Origin of the sequence: Limosilactobacillus vaginalis (assembly GCF_025311515.1) — a bacterium.
In the GTDB taxonomy this organism is placed as follows: domain Bacteria; phylum Bacillota; class Bacilli; order Lactobacillales; family Lactobacillaceae; genus Limosilactobacillus; species Limosilactobacillus vaginalis.
The window spans coordinates 905,721-925,432 of sequence record NZ_CP104399.1 but is presented as its reverse complement, the minus strand read 5'-3'; the positions used below and the strand labels follow the sequence as shown (position 1 = coordinate 925,432).

Here is a 19,712-nt window from a genome sequence, read left to right as displayed (position 1 = left end):
TTTTAACGCTCCCATTCATCATTATTTTGGTTTAATTTTTGAACTGCAGTAATCAGTCGTTGACAAATTTGTGCTCGCCTGTTTTGCCAAAAATCATTCTCTAGTAGTAAATTTTGCTGTTTATCAAATTGATAGCCACCCCACATATGCTGGTTAATTGGGCTAGTCATCATCGAATCAATCACCCGGAGTAATCCAATCGTATGTTCCATATCGATATACCCTAATGCAACCACATCAAGCGGATCAATATAGTTAAATATTTGACAGCGAAGAAGGGTTGTTGTTTGCCGTTGCTTGGCATCTAGTAACCAGTAAAGATTAGGCCCTTCATAAAGATACGCTGCACTAATCCGCTCAGGGTAATGACAGTTAGCTAAAGCAAATTGTGCATTGATTGAGCCTAACGAGTGTCCATAAAGGAAGAAGGTCATTTGCGGGTAACTAGCTAATAAATGATTAAATTCTTTGCTTGCCGTCCATAACTCCTGAGGAACATCAGGAACCTGGTTAATAATTGCGTTACCAATTGGGAGGTTAACCCGAAGCCACTCGTTAGTCCACGTTGTCGGATCACCTTTCCGAACGCCAGATGATCCACGAAAGAGAACTATTATTTGAGGATAAGCGGCTGAACGAATTACTGTCGCCCGAAATCCATCGGCCGTCCAAATCACCTTGATCACTTCACCAATTAACTGGCCATCTGGCAACAAAACATCTTCTCCCAAGTGCCAGTCATGATATTCAAGCTGAGCTAACTGGACCCGCTGCCAATCAGTTAGTGACTGCTTCCTACTAACTAAATGCGTCATCTCGCCACCTACTTACCTAACTGCGCACAAATTCCCTGGATGGTTACCACAGCGAGGGCAACAATAATTAACATAATTGCATCCTTTTTAGTCGGTTGTTTGTCCATTTCAGCTCACCTAGATCTACCTTTTTCTTTTATCATACACCTAAATTACTTGATTCTCTTGAGAGACTTTATTTCTGCTTTCTGGTGTTATAAACTAACGAGGTATAAATATTCATGGGAGAGAGAAGAATGAAGTCGATTTCAAAAAATGTTCCTTTAGTCATTGCTACGGTTGTACTTGGGGTGATCGTGGGGACTAGTTCTTTACTATTAAGTATTCTTCTTGATTTATCAGAAAAATACTTTCTTAACTTTGAAGAGAGCAATCGGATCCCGGTTGATATTTTTGTTGGTCCAGGGCACCGATTTATCTCCGTTTTTGTTGGTTCTGCGATTGCTGCAATCGTCTGGTACTATCTTCAAAAGAATTACCGCCCAGTCGGTATCAGTAAAGCAATTACTGGTAAAACAATGCCGTTAGTCAAAACACTAATTCATGTTGTTACACAGATCTTTTACGTGGGAACGGGAAATTCCATTGGTCGTGAATTAGCACCACGGGAAGCCGGTGCCGCAATTGCTCAGAAATGGGAACGACACTTTGCTAATAACCGTTACTTAAAGCTTGACCCAGAAGACCAAAAAATGCTAATTGCGTGTGCTGCCGGTGCTGGTTTCTCGGGGGTATATATTGCGCCAATCACAGGTGCGGTTTTTGCTATTGAGTTACTTTACAAGAAAGTTAACGCTCGAGTAGTCGCTGTTAGTTTAACAATGTCCGTAATCGCAACTTTAATTGGATCAATTGTTAAGGGATATAAGCCCTATTACTTGGTTGGCTCCAAAAATTTTCCTTCACTACGGATCCTTCCAATCGTAATCATCCTGGCACCACTTCTTGGAATTATAGGTGCTTACTTCAAGCTGGGAGTTAAAAAGGCAAGTGCTCACCGAGCGGTTACCAAAAACGTCCTCTACCAGCTACCGTTAATGGGGATCATCACCGGGATTGTGGCTGCTTTCTACCCGCAAATAATGGGAAATGGTCGTGGGTTAGCTCAATTGGCGATGAGCACCACTACTATCAATAAAAACGTTATTTTAGCCCTTCTTTTCGGTTTCATTGCTAAAGCAGTGGTAACCCTCCTTAGCATCAAGAGCGGGGCTTATGGTGGGATCCTGACACCTTCAATTTCACTTGGTGCTGTTATCGGTGTTTTCTTGGGGATGCTCTATGTCCAAATTATGCCAGGAGTAACAATTACCCAGTGTGCTGTACTTGGAGCGGCCTATTTTCTAACTGCTTCTCAACAAGCACCTCTCATGGCGATGTTCATGTTATTTGAAGTCTGTCATTTGAACTTTACAGCCTTTATCCCCCTTGCCCTAGGAGTTGCATTATCGATTGCTGTCTCGCGGTGGGTTAATGCAAGACTCGCAAAGTAGTATGATGTTTGCTTATTAACTATGAAACAGCTAAACTTAACCTTGCATCATGCTTAAAGGAGTTTAAAAACATGGCACATATTTACCTAATGACGTTGATCATTATTTTTATGATTGAGAGTTTCTTTGAAGTTAAATGGTTTGCCCAAATTCGTGATATTTTTCAACGTTCAGGAAGGATTACCCCAACCAAACGGGTTCAACGAGTAATTAAGATTGAAACCCAGTGGGGTTGGTTTTCATGGATCCTGTTAATCCTCCTCTTCGTTCTTCCTGAGGTATATACATTTCTCTTAATCTGCATTATTACTCTAATTGAAACCATTATTGTTTACGAACTATATAACGCTCGAAATTACGCTCAACAAATTAATAAATAAAATGAAGGAGACTAGTGAGAATTTTTTTATTCTCTTACTAGTCTCCTTTGATTTTTAATCTGAATATTAGCCAGCTAACGCGTGAGTCTTTGTTAACAACTCATAAACGTAAGAAAGTTCTTCAGGACGGTATGCTCCTGGCATCGTTCCTACCTTTTGGAAGCCGTTCTTTTCGGCAATGTGTTGCATTACCAAATTATTTTCGTTCGTACTAAGGCGAATTGATTCCACATCAGGACGATGTTTTTCTAAGTAGTCAATCACGCTAATGAATAGCTTTGATGCGTATCCTTTTCCTGCATGACTTGAGTGAATTGCTACCCGATGAATAGTAACATAGTTCGTCGTATTAATTAGCCATTCACCATTAATATGATCATAAACATGATCTGGTGAATTGACGATTGCAACTGCCCCGACAGTCATCCCATCATCAGATTTGACGAGATATGAGTAGCCATTATCAATATCTTCCTGAATGTGCTGAGCGTTTGGATAGTCGCCCTGCCATTGATCAACACCACGTTCAGCCAATTGATTGCGTCCATCACGAAGTATTTCTAGAATAGTGTCTAAGTCTTTTTGTGTTGCTTTCCGAATTTGCATTTTATCATCTCCAATTAGAATTAAATCACTCTAATCATAGCAGATTATTAATCAAAAATGGTCTTTTTTGCTAATTTATACCCCATTTGTAAACACCTGTGAAGAATTAATGATCACCCGTATAAGAAAGCCTTATGTCCATTAATAATCTACTGTAAAGCCCTTTCATCCATGTTAAAGTTAAGACATTAAAACAGAAGCCTGCAGACATAGAAAGGAGTGATTCTTTAATGGCTAATTGGAAAAAATGGTGGATTACAATAGCAATGCTAATTCAGGGACTAATCGGCGGTATTGTAATCCTTCTCTGGATCTTCCGTCACGAACCCTGGATACTAGGAATCAGCCAATGGCTATTAACCCGCCCCGGACAATACACAATTATTGGTTTAGCAAGCTATATCATTCTGATGGCGATAATCGTAATTGGGAGTTCGATCTTCCGACCAACAACGAGTAAACAATTAGTAATTGCTCGTGATGGTGCTCGTCATATCTCAGTTGATAAAACAGCAGTGGAAAATAGTATTCGCCTTAACCTATCAAGTTTTGGTCTCTATAATCCCACAACAAAGGTTAAAATGCTCAAGAATCGTCAAGAAGCAGATGTTACCGTTACCGGAATGCTTTCTGGACAATCCGATCCAGAACTGCTGAAGAATTCTTTAACTGATGCAATCGAAAATAATTTACAAACAAACTTTGCTATCGGGCTTCGTAAATTACGAGTTCGCCTTCAACCTTATAGTCACAAAAAATCAGTCACAGTCGTTTAACAAGGAGGGATAACAATGAAACTTGCTCTCATTGGTGCGATTACGGGATTAGTTCTCAGTATTAGTTGGACCGTTTGGGGATTCTGGACAGCAATTGGCATTCTTCTAACTACTGCGATCTTCGCTTTAATCGGTCTTGTCTTAGACCTCATTGGATTCTCTTTTAAGGGAATCGTTAATAAATTAAGTGCTAAACTTGCCGAATAATTTCTAAGGAGGAATTAATCATGACAACTACAAACACAAACCAAGCTACTAAAACTAACGTTGACCAACACCTAACTTTTGACGACAGTGTAATTGAAAAGATTGCCGGGATCACAGCTACCCGAGTTCCAGGAATCATCTCTCTTGATGGCAACATGTTCTCTGAATTTGCGGATAAAGTTTCATCCGGCAATAATATGACCAAAGGGATCAATGCCGATGTGGGTGAAAAACAAGTTGCAATTAAAATGGACGCGACAATCGAATACGGTAAGAGCGCACCAGAAATTTTTGAAGCAGTCTGTAAAGAGATTGACAGTGCCTTAGATAAAATGACTGGCTTGAAATTGGTCAAGTTCGAATTACATGTTAATGACGTTAAGACTCGTGAAGAGTTGAAGAAGGACGACGATAAGCAAGTAAGCTAATGGTTTAACCTAAATTAAAAGTTCCTAGTATTCGTAAATTGAGTACCAGGAACTTTTTTATTCCTCTTTTAGCGTTAACTGAGCGTTGGAAATCATTTTTAGGAAATTATCCAGGTCCAAACTTGCCCGACCGATTAACGCACCATCAATATCGGGTTTATCAATAATATCCTTAATGTTATTAGGATTAACACTGCCACCGTAGAGGATGCGGATCTTATCCGCAATTTCATAGCTATAATATTCAGCAATTGTTTGCCGAATTAGCCGGCATCCTTCTTCGGCTAAAGTGGGATTAGCGTGTTGACCAGCCCCAACTGCCCAGCTTGGTTCGTAAGAAATAACTACTCGCTTAATCTGATCCAACGAAACACCATGAAGGACCGTCATTAACTGGTGAAAAACATAATGAATTTCGTTATTTACTACTTGTTGGACCATTGTTTCATCGGTACAAATAATTGGGGTAACACCACGTTGCAGAGCTGCTTGAACCTTTTTGTGCACACTGGCATTAGTTTCACCAAATAATCGACGGCGCTCAATATGGCCTAACATTACATATGATACACCAGCATCTGCTAAGCCACGAAGACTTACTTCACCTGTATATGGCCCAGAATATTCAGCAGCAGCATTTTGAGCAATAATCCTCAGTCCTGAATTACCTGCTGCTTCGACCATACTTGGCAACGCAAAAGCTTGTGCTGCAATTCCAACCTCCATTTTATTAGGATCAGGAAGCTTTGATTTAATTTGTTTAACAAAGTCAACTGATTCCTGGACGTTTTTGTGCATCTTCCAGTTAGCTACAATAAATGGTTTACGCATAATTCTAACCCTTTCTAATACTTCTTCCGTTTATCTAGTTATCTTATATTTTACAATTATCTGCCAAACAAAGAAAGATGGGGCTTTTAAACGCAAATAGTTCTTAAAGATCACTATTAGCAAACTTTAAGAACTATTTGATAATTATGCTTCAAGAGCTTGTGAAAGTGCTTCGCCAAGTCGCTTCAATCCGACTTCAATCTGGTCTTCCTGCATGTTGGAGTAGTTCAACCGGAATGTTCCTGGTTGTGGCTTCCCAGCAAAGAACGGGTCACCAGGGACAAAGGCAACATTGTGTTCAAGACACTGTTTAAAGAGTTCAACAGTATCAGTGACACCAGGGACTTCAACCCAGAGGAACATTCCACCTTCTGGATCGGTATACTTAACATCCTTCGGGAAGTATTTCTTAATTCCGTCAATCATTAGTTGCTTCCGCTTCCCATAAAGGTCACTAATTTCCTTAACATGGGCATCAACATCATTTTCCTTAAAGAATTCAGTAACTACATACTGAACAAGGTTATCCGTATGGAGATCAGCAGATTGCTTTAGCACGGTTAATTTTTCAATTACTTTTGGATCCGCTACTAACCAGCCAAGACGGAACCCAGGAGCAAGAATCTTTGAGAACGTACTCATGTAAAAGACTTTTCCGGCATGATCAAATGACTTAACAGAAGGAACATGTTCTCCTGCAAAGCGAATATCACCGTATGGATTATCTTCAAGAACCGGAACATCGTATTTTGCTGCCAACTCTGCAAACTTTTTTCGTCGTTCTGCTGGCATTGTCCGCCCAGTTGGGTTTTGGAAGTTTGGCACTGTATAGACCAGTGCTGTTTCTGGATGAGCCTTCAGAGCTTCTTCCAGGGCATCCATCTTCATCCCGTCATCATCCATTGGCACACTAACAAAATTAGCACCGTATGAACGGAAAACGTCAAGCGCACAAAGGTAAGTTGGTTCTTCGACAAGAACTGTATCTCCCGGATTTACAAATGCCTTTCCGACCAAATCAATTGCTTGTTCAGAACCTGTTGTTACCATGACGTTCTCTAGTTTGGCATCAATATTCTCCTTTTCCTTTACTCGTTTAAGGATTAATTCACGGAGTTCAGTTACTCCCTTAGCAGCACCGTATTGCAAAGCTTGCTGGCCATGCTCAGCGTAAACCTTATCCGTTGCTTCTTTCATCCCCTCAACTGGAAATAGTTCAGGAGCCGGTAATCCACCCGCAAATGAAATGATTTTCGGGTCAGCCGCCGCTTTTAAGATTGCACCAACAGCATCTGTCCCGTCAGCAGGAACTCTTTTTGAAAATTTAAACATAGTTACCACTCCTCTTTCTCATCATTTTGTAATTGTTGAGTAGTTTACAATACAAAAGTCGACTTGTGAACCCCTAATTAAGTTTCATAAGTTCCTGAATAATCTATAAATTTAATTTCTTCATATAAGGGATTACCAAAACAAGAAAAAATTAAATTTTATGGTTGACAGATTAAAATTTAATGAGTAGAATACGAAGCATCAAATGTAAACACGTTAAAGATACCGAACAGGAAGTAACTTGATTAACTGGTTCAGAGACTTAGTGGCTGGTGTGAACTAAGCAACGTTAATCAATGTTAAATCCCCTGTGAATTGGCTCCTGAACTAAGTAAGGTTGCCTGGCTGCCGACCATTATCCTGGCTCCAGATAAATTTGTCTGGTTCAAGATGTGGACTCTTTCCATAAATGAAGGTGGTACCGCGGCAACGTCGCCCTTCAAGCATATTCAAATGTGCTTGATGGGTTTTTGTTTACTTTGAAATTTATTTTAAGTGAGGTGAGGATCATGAAAGATAGTGATATTAGCGACATTAGCGACATTAGCAACATTCAAGGAATAATTAAGAATAATGATTCTCATCAGTGTTGGCATTTTTGATGGTGATGATAATCATAAATAACTAAAATTGGAGGAATCAATTATGACAACATTAAACGCTAACCAAAAAGAATTCGCAATGGCCCTTTACGATGCAACCCTAACTGGCAAACCACTAGAAGAAAAAGACTGGAAAAGTGTTGTAGAAGATGATGAAACTGCATATGCTGTCCAAGATGAGGTGATGCGTCTTAAGGGTGTTCCCGTTGGCGGATACAAAGTTTCACTGACAAGTAAACAAACCCAAGATATGTTTGACGCTGATTCACCCTTATATGGTCAACAAGTTAATCGTCGTTTTCTCCCTGCACCAGCAAACGTCAGCTTAAATGACTTAATGGAACCATTGGTCGAAGTTGAATTAGCCTTTCGTGCAACTACAGACTTAACGAGCAATGATTCACTAGAGGATCTCTTAAACAAGACAACGGTTGCGGGTGCACTAGAAGTACCGGATTCTCGGTTTAAGGATTGGTTCCCGAGTCTCGGTAAATACAATGTCATGTCAGATTGTGCTGTTGGCGGATTAGTTGTTTATGGGAAAGAGGTTCCTTCAACAAAAGTTTTCAAGGATGTCGCTGATGTTGCAACGGTCCATGCCGAACTCTTCCTTGATGATCAAAAGCTCGATGAAGGTGATTCAAAAGAGGTTCTTGGTAATCCGCTTAAATCCCTTCAATGGCTTGTCAAAAAGCTTGAAGAACAAGGTAAGCAATTTAAGGAAGGTCAACTGGTTTCTTCCGGAACGTTCGTTTTACCACCCCATCTCAAGGAAGGACATTGGGCTGTCAATTTTGATCACCAACTTGGTAATGTTAATTTAAATGTCGACTAGGGGATGACTAAATGAAATTAAATGATAATCAACAAAACTAATAAGCATCATAATCTTGTTAAATTTATCTATCCAGCTAGATAAAGAAAACTCTCGTGACTTTACACTGTAAAAAGTCACGAGAGTTTTTTTATTAATCCTTGTTATTCCAATGTTGCTGCTTAAATTGTTCCCTACCGCCGGCTTCTTGAAGAGCGTACCGTTCTGGATTCTTCTTATAGAAGTCCTGATGATAATCCTCTGCTGGATAAAAAGGTTTAGCATCTTCAATTTGAGTAACAATTTTATCATTTCCAAATTGTCCACTAGCTTGAAGAGCAGCCTTTGATTTTTCAGCAATTTCACGTTGTTGAGGACTATTAACAAAGATTACTGGCCGGTAATTATCCCCACGATCCTGAAATTGTCCCATAGCATCAGTTGGGTCAGTTTGATGCCAATAAATAGTTACCAGATCATCATATGAAATCACATCAGGATCAAAGGTGATTTTGACCGCCTCAGTATGTCCGGTCTTTCCTGAACAAACTTCTTCATAGGTTGGATTAGGGACATGTCCTCCAGTATATCCAGAAATGACTGATTTAATTCCCGGATAAGTATCAAATGGCTGGACCATGCACCAGAAGCATCCGCCCGCAAAGATTGCTGTGTCTAAACTCATCTATATCAACCTCTTTCGTAGCCTACCAACATCAAAATTTTATTGGTACAGATTATAAATTGTAGGTATTCTAACATATATTTATTAAAATTAAAAACAAATGAGAAAACTAACCTACCCTATTCTGCAAAAGCGGCTAACTTAATAGGATCAGTTCACTTCATGCGGTGACTTTTTTCCTGCAAGAACTGTTAAAACATCTTCAAGGGCAAAATCAACCATATTCTTTACGGCTAAATTCGTAAAGAAAGCTATATGCGGAGTCAGAATTACATTATCCATTGAATGAAGTTCAGCAACCAACGGTACATCGCCAAGGCCGGTTTGCCGACGATCAGTCATAACAACCTCATTTTCACCCTCAAAGGTATCCAAGGCAGCTGCGGCTATTTGTTTTGCTTTCAGTGCAGCTACTAAATCAGCCGTATTAACTACTGGCCCCCGACTAGCATTTACTAAACCAGCACTCGGTTTCATCAAAGCAAAATCCTTAGCAGTGAGTAAACCAACCGAGGTCGGATTAAGGTCAACGTGTAATGATACCACATCTGACCGCTGTAAAAGTTCTTCTTTTGTAACGTATTCAATGGTCCCTTTCATTTCTTCTCGCGGGTTAGTATCAAACCCTAGAACCGTTGCTCCTAAAGCTTTTAATAGTTTAGCTAACGTTCCGCCAATTCGACCAACACCAATAATTCCAATGGTTGCTGTATGGATTTCCATCGCTTGTTCATCGCTAAACCACCGGTAATCATTAGCCGCTACCTGAGCATCAAACCGGTAAGCTTTCCTTAATAACCGAAAGATCTGCATTAGCGCGTGTTCGGCAACACTTCTTGGCGAATAGGCTGGGACATTCGTTACCGTTAAATTGTTGGCCTGCGCTTCAGCAAGATCAATCATATCAAAGCCCGCAGTTCGGGTGGCAATTTGTTTCAAGCCATTCTCACGTAGTTTAGCGTAGATTGATGTGGGCAGCTTACTTCGTTGTTGAATAACCAGGCCATCAACATCCTTGGTCAGGTCAACGGCATCATCAATTAATTTTTCGGTAGTAATAATTTCAACATCGTTCTCCCCGGCAAATTCCTTGATTGCCGCTTGCTCATCATCCCGTACACTAGTCATTAAAATTTTGGTCATTGGCTAGTCCTCCTTTACAAATTGGCTAATTCGTCTAATTGCTTCCTCAATATCCGCCATGCTTGTTGCGTAACTAATTCTTAGGTAGCCACTACCACCAGCCCCAAAGTATGATCCAGGAATTACAGCGACTTTTCCTTGCTCAGCCAGTTCAGTAGCAAATTTCACATCATCGGTTCCAAAACGTTCTGGTAATTTAGCAAAGACATAGAAAGCTCCATTAGGGTTAGTAATTTCAAAGCCGAGCTCGCGTAATGCCGGAACTAAGGTATCACGGCGCTGCTTGTAAGCTGCCTTCATTTCTAGGGTAGCTTGCTTACCTTCTTCACTGGCAAAGCCTTTAGCTGCCGCTGCCATCATTGGATCTGCAGCAGCGGTAACCATCATGGCATGAATGGCAGAGACCGGCTTCATCAATTCTTGTGGTCCTGCAATAAAGCCAACCCGGTAGCCAGTCATTGCTTGTGACTTTGAAGCTCCATTTAAGACTAAGGTTTGTCCCGGGATAAATTCCGCAATCGAAGTATGATGTCCACTGTAAACTAATTCTGAGTATATTTCATCCGCAATGACAACTAAATTGGTTTTGTCAATTGCAGTTGCCAACTGTTGAATCTGCTCACGAGTATAGGTTACTCCGGTTGGGTTTGACGGGTAATTTAAGATAGTTGCTTTGGCATTGGGATGTTCAGCAATTACTTGACGGAGCCTTTCAGGTGTTAGAACAAACTGGTCATTACTAGTGTTGATTTCAACGGGTTTTCCGCCAAGAATAGTCGTTACTGCCATGTATAACGGGAAAGTTGGGGTAGTAATTAAAACTTCATCCCCCGGATTGACTAAGGCTGATAGTGAAGCATAAATTCCTTCAGTTGCCCCAACCGTTACAGCAATTTCATTTGTTGGATCATAAGTTAGTCCATACCGATCTGCCATAAATTTGGCGATTGCTTTCCGTAATTGAATGGATCCGCTACCTGGTGCATAGTGAGAATCATTGTTTTCAATACTATCAATTGCTGCCTTTTTCATCACCTCAGGAACGTTAAAATCAGGTTCTCCAAGCGTTAATTTAATGATCCCAGGAATTGCACTAGCCTTGTAATCAAACTCCCGGATTCCCACTGGCTTTAATCGACCGAAATTCGTATTCAAGTTATTTAATAATTGTGACTTAGTAGTTGGCATAATTTTCCCTCCAAAATAAAAAGTCCTCGATGGTTATAATCCATCCAGGACTGTAATGACTAAGTCAGAATTAGTAGAGCCCCGGATGGTTTAAGATTAACAACTATCCGGGAACGCACAATGAAGAGCACTGCTGGTTAGCGGATAATTAATCGCTAAACCAGAAGGCATACGCTTTAATATTTGATTGAATCAAAGCATTCATCATTGTGTTCCTCCTTTAAGTAATTACTAATTATTTTAATCATATTCTAATATTTGTCAACCAGTATTTTAGATTAAGTTAGTAGATATTTAAAGCTACTTCTAGTCAAACCTTCTCCCCATTATTATGAGGTCCCGCTGAACGCCATCAAGTTCTGCTACTCGAGGTAGTCTTCCCCATTCTGTAAAATGAAATGATTTGAATAATCCTAAACTTGGCAAATTATGACCAAAAATATAGGCTACAATTGCTGTGATTCCTAGTTGAGGTAATTGACTGATCACAAAATTAATTGCTTGTGTTCCAAGGCCATGATGTCGAACACTCTTATCAATATAAATTGCTATTTCACAGGTATGCTCATAGGCCGCCCGACCATAAAATGGTTCAAGCCCTACCCAGCCTACCACCTTTTGCTCGTTATTTTTAATAACCCATAATGGATGGGTCTTGGTAAATGAGTGATACCATGCTTCTCGCTCCGCAACAGTTACTGGCTCTAGATCAGCAGTAGCAAGGCGAGATGGGATGATCTGATTATAAATATCGACAATTCTTGGCAGGTCCTTCTCGTTTGCAAGTGAAAATTCAAACTCCATAAATAAAACTCCCATAATAAGAATAATTTAATACCTTATTATAGGAGTTTTTCACTTTATTGCATTATTAAATTAAATGCTAACGATTAAAGAAATAAAGTTATTATCCTTCAAAAGCGTCTGTCAATGGAGGAACAACTTGCTTCTTCCGGGAAACAACACCTGGTAAGTTCATCCGCTTGTTATCAAGCTTCTTACCAAAGGCCTTTTCTACTGTATCAGTGTGATCACCAACAACAAAGAGGTCAGTATCGCTGTTCAAAATGTTAGTAACCATTAATACAAAGGTCTCGTAACCATTTTGATCCATTAAATTGTGCATTTCCTTTTCAAGATCAGCTTGACGGGAGAAGACGTCATCTAAGTCAACAGTATTAACTTGGCCGATCCGTAACTTAGTACCGCCAAGTTCAAATGTCTTAGCATCACCATCAACGATTTCGTTATCTGTCTTCTTAGCAATGTTAGTGCCGGCCTTCAACATGTCGATCCCGTACTTTTCATAGTCTTCAACACCAGCGATCTTTGCCAAGTACTTAACAGCTTCACGGTCATGATCGGTTGTGGTTGGTGACTTCAAAAGCAATGTGTCTGAAATAATTGCTGAAAGCATCATCCCGGCAAGGTTTGCTGGAATATTAATGTGCTTTTCTTGGAATAATTCAGTAATAATCGTGCTTACACAACCATATGGACGAGCAGTAATCCAAAGTGGTTGAGCAGTGTTAAAGTTAGCAATTCGGTGGTGATCAACCAAGTGAGTAACTGTAACCTTATCAAGATCACTAACACTTTGTTGTGGTTCGTTATGGTCAACAAGCATAACCTTGTCAACTTCATTTGCAACGGTCTTAACAACTCGAGGTGCCTTCATCCCAAAGTGATCTAAAGCATACTTTGTTTCGTCGTTAGGTTCACCAAGAGCAACAGCTTCGGTTTCGTAACCTAATTGATTTTGAAAGTATGAGAAAGCCATTGCAGCTGTAATCGCATCAGTATCTGGATTCTGATGACCAAAAACTAATTCTTTGTTACTCATTTAAAATTCCTCCTGTTTGTTTCGATATTGTCCGCAAATACTAAGACATGAAACAATCTACGCTTTCTATTCTATCATGGAAGTCCTAACTTGGTGAGATAATTATAAAATATCTCACAGAAAACAAATAAAAGTATAGAAAGATTATTAATTCTCCTGGTTTACTGGCTCTTCATTTAGGACATTAACCTTTTTACGCCTTAATTTTACAGGTGTCCCTTGTGTGTCAGTATCAACAACAAATGTTCCGTTTGATTTAGCGGTTCCAAGGTGGTGATCATCTACTGCAACATCCTGGAAAGCAGGTCGATCAGTAATAATTTCAAGAACATCATGCTTATCTGGATCATAAGCCAAGAAGTCAACAATTTTATGAGGGTGATTCTTAATTCTATGGATTACTAATTCTCCACGACGAGCACGCGCTCCTGTTTCAATTTCAGAACTTGCCATTTCCTTAAAGGCACCACGTTGGGTAATCATTGCCAAGTTTTGACCTTCAGAAACAAGAGTATAGTCGGTGGCATAGTCATCATCTTTCAAGTTTATTGCCCGAACCCCACCAGTTCTTAAACCAGTAACAGGAACATCAGCGACATCAAACCGAACCGCATATCCTTCATGACTAATGACTAGGAGTGACCGGTTTTCATTTGTTGGTTCATAATAATCAACACTTACTAATCTAGCTTCATCGCTCTTCAACTTAATTCCAGTTGTTGTTCGACTCTTATAACGACTTCCCGGCTTATAGTCTGTAAATGCCGATTGCTTAATTTGACCGTCACTAGTTCCCATAATGATGGTTCCTGGCTGATCCAGCTTATCAAAGACCATTGCTTTTATAATATGCTCATTTTCTGCTAAACCAATTGTCTGTGAAATATGTTCTCCAGTGTCTTTCCACCGAGCATCAGTAATTTCATGGACAGGTCGGTAAATGACATTCCCAAGATTGGTAAACATAAATAAGTGCGCTAAAGTATTTGTTTGCTGGATTAGAATCGGATAATCATCTTCACGAAGACCGTTTTCGTCTATTGGTGATGCCTTAAATGAGCGCACGCTTGACCGCTTAATATATCCCGCGTGAGAAACCAAGAGGATAACATCTTCTTTTGCTACCGTTACTTTAGTATCAACCCTTAACTTCTCTACATGGCTTTCAATCTTTGTCCGCCGCGGATTACCAAATTCCTTTTTAATTGCTAACATTTCTCTCCGTAAAACATTAGCCAATTCTTGGTCATTCGTTAAGATCAATTGGAATTCTTCAATTTGCTGGTTTAACTTTTTCTGCTCATCCTTGAGCTCAGTAACATCGGTATTCGTTAACCGATAAAGCTGCAGGGTAACAATTGCTTCTGCTTGTTCCGCGGAGAATGCATATTGGTTAATCAGGTTCTCCTTGGCATCTTTGCGATTTTTACTTCCACGAATAGTCTTAATTACTTGATCCAAGATTGATAAAGCTTTAATCAATCCTTCAACAATGTGGAGACGATGTTGAGCATTATTTAGGTTAAATTGTGTTCGCCGACGAATAATCTGTTTCTGGAAGGAAAGATACGAGATCAAAATTCGTTTTAACCCTACTCGCATTGGCCGCTGCTCATCAATTGCAACCATATTGAAATTGTAGTTGATTTGCAAATCAGTATTTTTGAGAAGATAATTAAGGATTCCCTGGGCATTAGCTCCGCGTTTCAACTCGATGGCAATCCGTAGACCGCTACGATCAGTTTCATCACGTGCTTCAGCAATTCCTTCCACCTTTTTAGCTAGACGGAGATCATTGATCCGCTTAACTAATTGGGCTTTATTAACCTCATAAGGAATTTCAGTTACGTTAATTTGTTGGCGGCCACCTCGAAGAGTTTCAATCTCAGTTCTAGCACGGACAACGATTCGTCCCCGCCCTGTTTGATAAGCCTTTCGAATACCGTCAATTCCCTGAATAATTCCCCCAGTTGGAAAATCGGGGCCCGGAATAAATTCCATTAGTTTCTCCAAACTTGCATCTGGATTATTTAGGAGATAAACCAAAGCGTCCAATACTTCCCCGAGGTTATGTGTTGGTATTTCCGTTGCGTATCCTGCTGAAATACCGGTAGCACCATTAACAAGAAGGTTAGGAATCCGCGCTGGTAAAACTGTTGGTTCCTTTTCGGTATCATCAAAGTTTAACGTCATTTCAACGGTATCTTTGTCAATGTCCTGAAGCATCAACCCAGCAATTTTGCTTAACCGCGCTTCCGTATATCTCATTGCTGCAGCTGGATCACCATCCATTGAACCATTATTCCCGTGCATTTCAATTAATGGTTCTCGAAGCTTCCAATCTTGACTTAGACGAACTAGAGCTTCGTAAATTGAACTATCTCCGTGGGGGTGAAAATTCCCCATAACGTTACCAACGGACTTTGCTGATTTCCGAAATCCCTTATCGTAGGTATTTCCATCCTTATTCATTGCAAATAAGATCCGTCGTTGAACTGGCTTCAAGCCATCCCGAATATCAGGCAATGCCCGTTCTTGAATAATTGACTTTGAATAACGACCAAAACGATCCCCCATCAATTGTTCCAAAGTCATTTTTTCAATTTTACCGTCTCTCACTATAATGTTCCTTTCTGCTTACCTAAAAAAGTGCTTCTTGGTTAAAAGTCTTTTTAGTTTTTGGTGGTTGCTCATTATGGTTTGACAAGTGCCCCTTATTCTCCACTAATTCATCCGATTCTTTATCGTCACTAAGAGTAAAGTGAACATTATCTTCAATCCACTCCCGTCGCGGCTCAACCTTATTTCCCATTAAAGTTGTTACCCGACGTTCAGCTAATTCGGCATCCTCAATTCGTACCTGAATCAACGTCCGTGTTTCAGGATTCATTGTTGTTTCCCATAATTGATCGGCATTCATTTCACCAAGTCCCTTAAACCGTTGCAGTTGGGCACTTTTTCCAGCCTTCTTGGTTAGCTCTGTTAATTCATCATTGGTCCATGCATAGGTGATCTTGGTTTTTGCACCCCGACCTGTTTGTAAGCGATATAACGGCGGTAATGCAATATAAATTTTTCCCGCCTCAATCATTGGCCGCATGTACTTATAGAAGAATGTCAATAATAAGATTTGAATATGTGCTCCATCATCATCGGCATCCGTCATAATGATAATTTTGTCGTAATTTGAATCTTCAACATTAAACTCAGAACCAGCACCTGCACCAACCGTATAGATAATTGTGTTCAGTTCTTCATTCTTTAACACATCATCAAGTTTGGCCTTTTCAGTATTTAAGACCTTTCCTCGTAACGGTAAAATGGCTTGGTATTTTCGGTCACGCCCCTGCTTTGCAGAACCACCAGCAGAATCCCCTTCGACCAAGAATAATTCATTCTTTTTAGCATTCTTTGATTGTGCTGGGGTTAGTTTCCCAGAAAGGTTTCGTTCTTTTCGACTCTTACGTTTGCCACCACGAGCCTGGTTTCTTGCCTTTCGTGCTGCTTCACGAGCTTCACGGGCCTTAATTGACTTTCGAATCAGCATCTGGGCAAAATCGCCATTCTCCATTAGCGCATAACCGAGCTGCTCGCTAACAATGGAATCCACAATTTTTCGCGCTTCTGGAGTCCCTAGCTTATCCTTTGTCTGTCCTTCAAATTGCAAAATCCGTTCAGGAATCCGAACAGAAACAACAGCAGTCAGTCCCTCACGAACATCGCTTCCTTCAAGGTTCTTGTCCTTATCTTTCAACAATCCAACCTTATGGGCGTACTCATTAAAAGTCTTGGTCCAAGCACTCCTAAATCCAGCTTCATGCGTTCCGCCATCTGGTGTGCGAACATTATTAACAAAGGAAAGTAATGATTCAGAGTAACCATCATTATACTGGGCAGCAACCTCAACTTCAACGCCATCCTGGCTACCATCAAAGTATAAAACCTTTCCTAAAGTATCTTTACCTTCATTCAGATAGGCAACAAATTCTTGAATACCTTCCTTGTATTGAAAGATATCTTGTTTCTCGTGATCCTTCCGCTTATCAGTTAGAACAATTTTAATCCCCTTTAACAAAAAGGCAGACTCCCGCAACCTATTTGCTAAGGTATTGTAATCATAGACAGTTGTCGTAAAAATACTCGGATCAGGCTTAAAAGATACCGTTGTCCCATTTCCGGCATTTGTATGACCGAGTTTTTTTAAGGTACCAATCGGCTGGCCACCATCCTTAAATTTTTCTTGGTAGCGTTCATGATCACGAACAATTGTTAGAGTTAGGTTGGTCGATAAGGCGTTAACTACTGAAGCACCAACCCCATGAAGTCCACCAGAAGTCTTATAACCGTCCGATTGACCAAACTTACCACCAGCATGAAGAACCGTCATAATTACTTCAGGTGTCGGTTTCCCGGAAGCGTGCATTCCTACAGGCATTCCCCGACCATGATCCTGAACCGTAATTGAATTGTCTTCTTCAATCGTAACGTTAATTTCGTCACCGTAACCAGATAATGCTTCATCCACTGCATTATCAACAATTTCGTATACGAGGTGGTGCAATCCTCGTGAATCTGTAGATCCAATATACATCCCTGGTCGTTTCCGAACGGCCTCAAGTCCTTTTAAAACTTGAATTGACGATGCATCATACGTTTCTTTTTTTGTGGCCACAAAATGACCTCCCTCTTCATTTTGAACATCCGTTCGATTTATATATTATACCTTAGTTCGAACGGGATTGTAATAGTAATACTACAATCTTTAACAATAACGATAATACTTCATTTAATCCTTATTTTGCAAACCACAATTTTAAAAATAGGTTCTCTAGTGGTTTCTAACATGATTTCGTGCTATCTTTAGTGGGTAGTTATTTTTAAGGAGTAAATTGAATGACAATTAAAATAATTGGGATGGTAATCGTTGCCTATCTTTTGGGAGCTATTCCATCAGGCTTGTGGATTGGTCAAACCTTTTACCACAAAGATATTCGAAAGCTTGGCAGTGGTAATATTGGAACCACGAATACTTTCCGTGAATTAGGACCTAAAGCTGGAGTGGTAGTTCTCTTAATGGATGTTCTAAAAGGAACGCTCGCAGCTAGTCAGCCATATCTTTTAGGCGTTTCTCATTCGGTAAATCCATTATTAATTGGGATTTTTGCCTCATTAGGACATACTTTTTCAGTTTTTGACCATTTTCATGGCGGTAAAGCAGTGGCAACTAGTGCAGGGATTTTACTGGCTTACAATCCGCCACTATTTGCCCTTGCCTGTGCAATCTTTATCACCACTTTGTTACTAACAAGTATGGCCAGCTGTGCCAGTATCGTTGGAATTACCTCAATATTTATCATTGCGCTTTGTGAGCACGATCTAATCCTTAGCTGCGTTGCTGGAATTTTAACTGCACTGGTTCTTTGGCGACATAAAAGTAATATTATTCGAATTATTACTGGCAATGAGTCACTGGTAAGTTTTGGCCTCGTTTATTATCTAAAACAAAAACACCATAAGTAAAAGAAGTTCGAGAACTCAAAACTTAAATTCTCGAACTTCTTTTTTTAGGCTATAACCTTAAAATGGTTGAATACTAAACTCATACTTAGCATTATCTTGTGGTGCTAAACGATGCATTCCCTGTTTATGCAATAGTTTACCATCTGCGTTAACATTATCGGCAATTCCCCACCATGGTTCTACACAAACTAAATTAGCTTTAGTTGGGTATGGTGACCAAACACCAACATGCTGGGTCCCAAGAGTATGAACATGAACACCGTGATTATTAATTGGATCAGTTAAGGTTGCGGTAAACCTTGTACCACCTGTTTCAAAAATTACTGCATCGTTGTCAAATAGTTCATGACTAATTGTCATTGGCTTTTGCATGTCAATCATGATTGGGTTCTGTGAATCATTATAAGGGCCATCTAATACAACACGTGAATACTTTTCAGCGGGAGAAACACTAAGTTGAACTTGTTCGAAGGAACCCTGAGCGCTCAGTGGCATATTAAAGCCAGGATGAGCACCAATTGCATAAACTAGTGAATGATTACTATCAGGATTAGTAACCGAGTAGCAAACCTTTAATTGATCATCAACTAATTTATAAATGACACGGAGGCTAAAGGCAAATGGAAAGACCTTTAACGTTTCTTCACTATCGGTTTGTTCAAGAGTAACCTGAGAAGAAGTCTGATCAATAACCTTAAATTCACGATCCCGGGCAAAACCATGCTGGGTTTGGTGGTATGTTTTTCCAGCAAATTCATATTGATCATCCTTTAACCGACCAACAAAAGGGAAAAGAATTGGTGCTTGACGTTTCCATGAAGCTGGATCTCCCTGCCACAGATATTCAATTTGGTTATCATTCCGCCGAATACTATGTAATTGGGCTCCTAGCTCAGCAATCTCAACAGTCAAATCATTGTTTTCTAGCTTAATCATAGTACCATTTCTCCTTAGTAAAAAAGCTCTCTAACCGCATAATAGCAAATTAGGGAGTTCTTTTAAATTAGTAAAATAGTAAAATTTAGTAAAAATCATGAAAACGGTTTTAC

The 19,712-nt window shown here is 39.9% G+C and carries 19 protein-coding genes and 1 other annotated feature; of the genes, 7 read left to right on the top strand and 12 right to left on the bottom strand.

Annotated features, from left to right (window positions below; genetic code table 11):
- Positions 1–2: 2 nt before the first annotated feature.
- Positions 3–815: an alpha/beta hydrolase family protein gene (locus N4627_RS04510; RefSeq protein ID WP_003717055.1), complete on the bottom strand. Its 813-nt coding sequence runs from the start codon at positions 813–815 to the stop codon at positions 3–5.
- A 236-nt stretch (positions 816–1,051) separates the two neighbouring features.
- On the opposite strand from N4627_RS04510, the gene N4627_RS04505 reads away from it, so the two are divergent.
- Together N4627_RS04505 and N4627_RS04500 are read left to right on the top strand one after the other, a co-directional pair.
- The gene (locus N4627_RS04505) at positions 1,052–2,308 is read left to right on the top strand and encodes a chloride channel protein (RefSeq protein ID WP_098044852.1); all 1,257 of its coding nucleotides are present in this window, start codon (positions 1,052–1,054) and stop codon (positions 2,306–2,308) included.
- Between the two features lie 71 nt (positions 2,309–2,379).
- A complete protein-coding gene (locus tag N4627_RS04500; RefSeq protein ID WP_260965062.1) occupies positions 2,380–2,688 on the top strand; it encodes a hypothetical protein in 309 nt (102 codons plus the stop codon).
- 66 nt (positions 2,689–2,754) lie between these two features.
- Here the strand turns inward: N4627_RS04500 and N4627_RS04495 are convergent, their stop codons facing one another.
- Positions 2,755–3,294: a GNAT family N-acetyltransferase gene (locus N4627_RS04495; RefSeq protein WP_040531282.1), complete on the bottom strand. Its 540-nt coding sequence runs from the start codon at positions 3,292–3,294 to the stop codon at positions 2,755–2,757.
- A gap of 230 nt (positions 3,295–3,524) precedes the next feature.
- Here N4627_RS04495 and amaP point away from each other — a divergent pair, with 230 nt between their 5' ends.
- From amaP to N4627_RS04480, 3 genes are read left to right on the top strand one after another with little or no spacing between them, the layout of a single operon-like run.
- Entirely contained in the window at positions 3,525–4,070 is a 546-nt protein-coding gene (gene amaP, locus N4627_RS04490) for an alkaline shock response membrane anchor protein AmaP (RefSeq protein ID WP_003717051.1), read from the top strand.
- 15 nt (positions 4,071–4,085) lie between these two features.
- Positions 4,086–4,277, top strand: a complete 192-nt coding sequence (locus N4627_RS04485) for a hypothetical protein (protein WP_003717050.1) — start codon at positions 4,086–4,088, stop codon at positions 4,275–4,277.
- 20 nt (positions 4,278–4,297) lie between these two features.
- The gene (locus tag N4627_RS04480; RefSeq protein ID WP_003717049.1) at positions 4,298–4,705 is read left to right on the top strand and encodes an Asp23/Gls24 family envelope stress response protein; all 408 of its coding nucleotides are present in this window, start codon (positions 4,298–4,300) and stop codon (positions 4,703–4,705) included.
- 57 nt (positions 4,706–4,762) lie between these two features.
- Here the strand turns inward: N4627_RS04480 and tpiA are convergent, their stop codons facing one another.
- Complete coding sequence (gene tpiA / locus N4627_RS04475; RefSeq protein WP_003717048.1) at positions 4,763–5,536, bottom strand: triose-phosphate isomerase; 774 nt, start codon at positions 5,534–5,536, stop codon at positions 4,763–4,765.
- A gap of 144 nt (positions 5,537–5,680) precedes the next feature.
- Positions 5,681–6,868, bottom strand: a complete 1,188-nt coding sequence (locus tag N4627_RS04470; RefSeq protein WP_191337017.1) for an aminotransferase-like domain-containing protein — start codon at positions 6,866–6,868, stop codon at positions 5,681–5,683.
- Positions 6,869–7,084: 216 nt separating this feature from the next.
- Positions 7,085–7,311, top strand: a binding site (T-box leader).
- Between the two features lie 202 nt (positions 7,312–7,513).
- Between N4627_RS04470 and N4627_RS04465 the strand changes: the two genes are divergently transcribed.
- Complete coding sequence (locus N4627_RS04465) at positions 7,514–8,305, top strand: 2-keto-4-pentenoate hydratase (RefSeq protein ID WP_003717046.1); 792 nt, start codon at positions 7,514–7,516, stop codon at positions 8,303–8,305.
- Between the two features lie 133 nt (positions 8,306–8,438).
- On the opposite strand, the gene msrA is transcribed toward N4627_RS04465, so the two are convergent.
- The 7 genes from msrA to parE form a co-directional block, all read right to left on the bottom strand.
- Positions 8,439–8,969 (bottom strand): peptide-methionine (S)-S-oxide reductase MsrA, encoded by a 531-nt coding sequence (gene msrA, locus N4627_RS04460; RefSeq protein WP_003717045.1) that lies wholly within the window; start codon positions 8,967–8,969, stop codon positions 8,439–8,441.
- Between the two features lie 150 nt (positions 8,970–9,119).
- The gene (locus N4627_RS04455) at positions 9,120–10,112 is read right to left on the bottom strand and encodes an NAD(P)-dependent oxidoreductase (protein WP_260965061.1); all 993 of its coding nucleotides are present in this window, start codon (positions 10,110–10,112) and stop codon (positions 9,120–9,122) included.
- Between the two features lie 3 nt (positions 10,113–10,115).
- Positions 10,116–11,300, bottom strand: coding sequence for an aminotransferase class I/II-fold pyridoxal phosphate-dependent enzyme (locus tag N4627_RS04450; RefSeq protein ID WP_260965060.1), 1,185 nt, complete (start codon positions 11,298–11,300; stop codon positions 10,116–10,118).
- Between the two features lie 306 nt (positions 11,301–11,606).
- Positions 11,607–12,104 (bottom strand): GNAT family N-acetyltransferase, encoded by a 498-nt coding sequence (locus tag N4627_RS04445; protein WP_040531169.1) that lies wholly within the window; start codon positions 12,102–12,104, stop codon positions 11,607–11,609.
- Between the two features lie 103 nt (positions 12,105–12,207).
- On the bottom strand, positions 12,208–13,143 hold the full coding sequence (locus tag N4627_RS04440; protein WP_003717039.1) for a manganese-dependent inorganic pyrophosphatase: 936 nt from the start codon (positions 13,141–13,143) through the stop codon (positions 12,208–12,210).
- A gap of 147 nt (positions 13,144–13,290) precedes the next feature.
- Positions 13,291–15,762, bottom strand: a complete 2,472-nt coding sequence (gene parC / locus N4627_RS04435) for a DNA topoisomerase IV subunit A (protein WP_191337019.1) — start codon at positions 15,760–15,762, stop codon at positions 13,291–13,293.
- A 22-nt stretch (positions 15,763–15,784) separates the two neighbouring features.
- Positions 15,785–17,815: a DNA topoisomerase IV subunit B gene (parE, locus tag N4627_RS04430; RefSeq protein WP_003717037.1), complete on the bottom strand. Its 2,031-nt coding sequence runs from the start codon at positions 17,813–17,815 to the stop codon at positions 15,785–15,787.
- Positions 17,816–18,036: 221 nt separating this feature from the next.
- On the opposite strand from parE, the gene plsY reads away from it, so the two are divergent.
- Positions 18,037–18,663 (top strand): glycerol-3-phosphate 1-O-acyltransferase PlsY, encoded by a 627-nt coding sequence (gene plsY / locus N4627_RS04425; RefSeq protein ID WP_003717036.1) that lies wholly within the window; start codon positions 18,037–18,039, stop codon positions 18,661–18,663.
- Between the two features lie 57 nt (positions 18,664–18,720).
- Here the strand turns inward: plsY and N4627_RS04420 are convergent, their stop codons facing one another.
- On the bottom strand, positions 18,721–19,599 hold the full coding sequence (locus tag N4627_RS04420) for an aldose 1-epimerase family protein (RefSeq protein WP_003717035.1): 879 nt from the start codon (positions 19,597–19,599) through the stop codon (positions 18,721–18,723).
- Positions 19,600–19,712 lie beyond the last annotated feature (113 nt).

Bases quoted from the DNA above. Each gene is read 5' to 3' on its own strand.
- N4627_RS04500 (WP_260965062.1), top strand. From the start codon at position 2,380: ATGGCACATATTTACCTAATGACGTTGATCATTATTTTTATGATTGAG.
- plsY (WP_003717036.1), top strand. From the start codon at position 18,037: ATGACAATTAAAATAATTGGGATGGTAATCGTTGCCTATCTTTTGGGA.
- N4627_RS04465 (WP_003717046.1), top strand. From the start codon at position 7,514: ATGACAACATTAAACGCTAACCAAAAAGAATTCGCAATGGCCCTTTAC.
- N4627_RS04485 (WP_003717050.1), top strand. From the start codon at position 4,086: ATGAAACTTGCTCTCATTGGTGCGATTACGGGATTAGTTCTCAGTATT.
- N4627_RS04450 (WP_260965060.1), bottom strand. From the start codon at position 11,300: ATGCCAACTACTAAGTCACAATTATTAAATAACTTGAATACGAATTTC.
- N4627_RS04495 (WP_040531282.1), bottom strand. From the start codon at position 3,294: ATGCAAATTCGGAAAGCAACACAAAAAGACTTAGACACTATTCTAGAA.
- N4627_RS04445 (WP_040531169.1), bottom strand. From the start codon at position 12,104: ATGGAGTTTGAATTTTCACTTGCAAACGAGAAGGACCTGCCAAGAATT.
- N4627_RS04455 (WP_260965061.1), bottom strand. From the start codon at position 10,112: ATGACCAAAATTTTAATGACTAGTGTACGGGATGATGAGCAAGCGGCA.
- tpiA (WP_003717048.1), bottom strand. From the start codon at position 5,536: ATGCGTAAACCATTTATTGTAGCTAACTGGAAGATGCACAAAAACGTC.
- N4627_RS04420 (WP_003717035.1), bottom strand. From the start codon at position 19,599: ATGATTAAGCTAGAAAACAATGATTTGACTGTTGAGATTGCTGAGCTA.
- N4627_RS04510 (WP_003717055.1), bottom strand. From the start codon at position 815: ATGACGCATTTAGTTAGTAGGAAGCAGTCACTAACTGATTGGCAGCGG.
- msrA (WP_003717045.1), bottom strand. From the start codon at position 8,969: ATGAGTTTAGACACAGCAATCTTTGCGGGCGGATGCTTCTGGTGCATG.
- N4627_RS04505 (WP_098044852.1), top strand. From the start codon at position 1,052: ATGAAGTCGATTTCAAAAAATGTTCCTTTAGTCATTGCTACGGTTGTA.
- amaP (WP_003717051.1), top strand. From the start codon at position 3,525: ATGGCTAATTGGAAAAAATGGTGGATTACAATAGCAATGCTAATTCAG.
- N4627_RS04470 (WP_191337017.1), bottom strand. From the start codon at position 6,868: ATGTTTAAATTTTCAAAAAGAGTTCCTGCTGACGGGACAGATGCTGTT.
- N4627_RS04440 (WP_003717039.1), bottom strand. From the start codon at position 13,143: ATGAGTAACAAAGAATTAGTTTTTGGTCATCAGAATCCAGATACTGAT.
- N4627_RS04480 (WP_003717049.1), top strand. From the start codon at position 4,298: ATGACAACTACAAACACAAACCAAGCTACTAAAACTAACGTTGACCAA.